The sequence below is a fragment of the Mycobacteriales bacterium genome (genome assembly GCA_036497565.1).
Taxonomy (GTDB): Bacteria; Actinomycetota; Actinomycetes; order Mycobacteriales; family QHCD01; genus DASXJE01.
In genome coordinates, this window is the sequence record DASXJE010000049.1 from 1 (window position 1) to 2,573 (window position 2,573).

The window sequence follows — 2,573 nt, forward strand, 5'->3', positions numbered from 1 at the left end:
TGATGCCGATGACGCCGCCCCACGTGCGGGCGCCGATCACCGGGCCGAGGCCCAGGGTCCGGATCGCGGCGGTGACGATGTCGCCGTCGGACCCGGCGAACTCGTCGGCGAGCGCGACGACCGGGCCCCGCGGGGCCTCGCCGGGATAGCTTTCCGGGCGGGTCCAGCGGGCGTTGTCCCACCCGATCACGCGGCGGGCCAGTTTCTCGACGATCAGCTGCGAGGTGTGCCCGCCGCGGTTGCCGCGCACGTCGACGATCAGCGCGTCGCGGGTCATCTCGCTGCGCAGGTCGCGGTGGAGGTGCGCCCAGCCCTCCCCCATCATGTCGGGAACGTGCAGGTAACCGATCCGGCCGCCGGACCGGTCCCGGACGAACTGGCGGCGCCCGGCCACCATGTCCTGGTACCGCAGCCGCCGGTCGTCGCTCAGCGGCACGACCACGACCCGACGCGGCCGCGGCCCTTCGGGCTCCCGCGGCTCCGCGGACTCCGCCGCGGTACCGGATCCGGACTCAGACTCGGGCTTAGGTTCGCCGGCCTGCGATCCGGCCTTGGATTCCGCATCGGTGTCAGCGTCAGTGCCGGCACCGGACTCGGCCGGCGCGGGCAGGCGCCTGGGGACCAGGCCGGGGTCGGCGGGCACGACGGTGAGCTCCACCGGCTTGCCCGCGGTCCCGGCCAGCAGCGGCCACGGCCCGTACACCGGGTCGACCGGCCGGCCGCCCACCTCTATGATCTCGTCGCCGTCGCGTACCGCCACCCCGGGCGCGGCCAGCGGCGACCGGGCCCGCGGGTCCGAGGACTCGCCGGGCAGCACGCGGTCCACCAGCCACCGTCCGTCCGGCGACCGCGACACGTCCGCGCCCAGCACTGCGGCGGACTCGCCCTGGCTGCGGCTCTTCCCGCCGAACAGGCCCGACGGGTAGATGTAGGAGTGCGACGTGCCCAGCTCGCCGACGACCTCCCACAACAGGTCCGCGAACTCCGCCGACGTCCCGATCCGCGCCAGCAGCGGCCGGTACGCGTCGAGGACCGCGGACCAGTCCACGTCCGACAGGTCCGGCGTCCAGAAGTCGCGGCGGATCCACCGGCCCGCCTCGTCGAACGCGTGCGCCCACAGTTCCGCGGGATCGGCGGTGAACCGTGCCCGCTCCAGGTCGACCGTGACGACGTCGTCCGACGACCCGTTCTCCGCCTTCCGGTCGGCGGGCACCACCCGCAGCTCGCCGTTGTCCTTAACGACCAGCCGGGACCCGTCACCGCTGACGCTGAACCAGTTGACTTCCCCGTTCAGCGTGGTGACCTCGCGCTTGCGCAGGTCGAACCGCTCCAGGGACGGACGCGGCCGGTCCTCGTCGAGGTCCGCCGCACCCTCGCCGAGCACCCCCGACAGCCGCGATCGCAGCCAGACCACGCCGCCTTTTACCGCGGCAAGGCCGTAATACCGGCCCTCGTCGACGGGGAGGGCGACCACGCGGGAAGAGATGCCGGGGGGATCCACAGTCACGGATATCCGTTCGGGCGAATCCTTGTGGTTTTCCCCGCCGCCCGCCGGCCGGCCGCCCGGCTGCGGCCCGAACGGGGACAGGGTGGCCGCGGCGAGCGGCACCAGGTAGGGACGGCTGCCGAAGGGGAACGACAGGTCGAACGAGTGCGCGTCGTAGATCGGGTCGAAGGTGCGGCGCGACAGGAACGCCAGGTACAGCCCGTCGATGGTGAAAACCGGGTCGCTGTCGGCGAACCGCCCGTCGGTCACGTCGACCGTAAAACGGTCCGCCACCCGCGCCATTCGGATCCGGGCGAGCGGCTGCGGCCCTGGCTGTGCCCACGCCAGCCAGGCCGAGTCCGGGGACCAGGCCAGGTCGTCGATCTCGCCGTCGTCCCCGGCCGCGAGCTCGGTCACGACGCCGGATTCGACGTCGACCAGGAGCAGCCGGCCGTCGCGGGCGGCGATGGCGATGGTCTTCCCGTCCGGGGCAGGCGCCATCTCGTTCACGTAGCCCAGCTCGCCGGAGGCGATGCGCCTCGGCCGGGTCTGGCCTGCCGGGGCGATCCCGGCGATCTCCAGGGCGTCCTCGCCGTCGGCGTCGGTGACCCACACGACGTTGCCGGTGCCGCCGGTGCCGTTGCCTGTGCTGCCGTTGCCGGTTTCGCCCAGCACGCGGGCCAGGCGGGCGCGGGCGGACGGGTCGACGGACAGCGCGCGGGCCGGCCCGTCGGTATGCGTCAGCCAGTGCACGGTGCCGCGTACCGACACGACGCTGGCCTGGCCGGTCTCGTCGCAGTCCAGGCCGTCCAGGTGATCGCCGGCGGTGATCAGCCGGGGGGCACGGGCGACCGGCGGCGAGGCCAGCTCGATGCCGAGCTTGCGGGGCCCGGCCGCCGCAAGGCTGTCCAGGATCCAGATCTCGCCCGCCACGTGGTAAACGATCCGCGCCCCGTCGGTGGCCGGGTTGCGGACGTACCAGCCGTCATGGTCGGTGTGCCGGCGCAGGTCCGTGCCGTCGAGCGCGCACGAGTAGAGGTTGCCGGTGCCCTCGTAGTCGGCGAGGAAGACGAGCCGGCCCTCGACG

The 2,573-nt window shown here is 73.6% G+C and carries 1 protein-coding gene; it reads right to left on the reverse strand.

What is annotated here, in order from left to right:
* Nucleotides 1-2,573: PDZ domain-containing protein (locus VGH85_04600; protein ID HEY2173072.1), on the reverse strand; the 2,573-nt coding region annotated here is incomplete at both ends.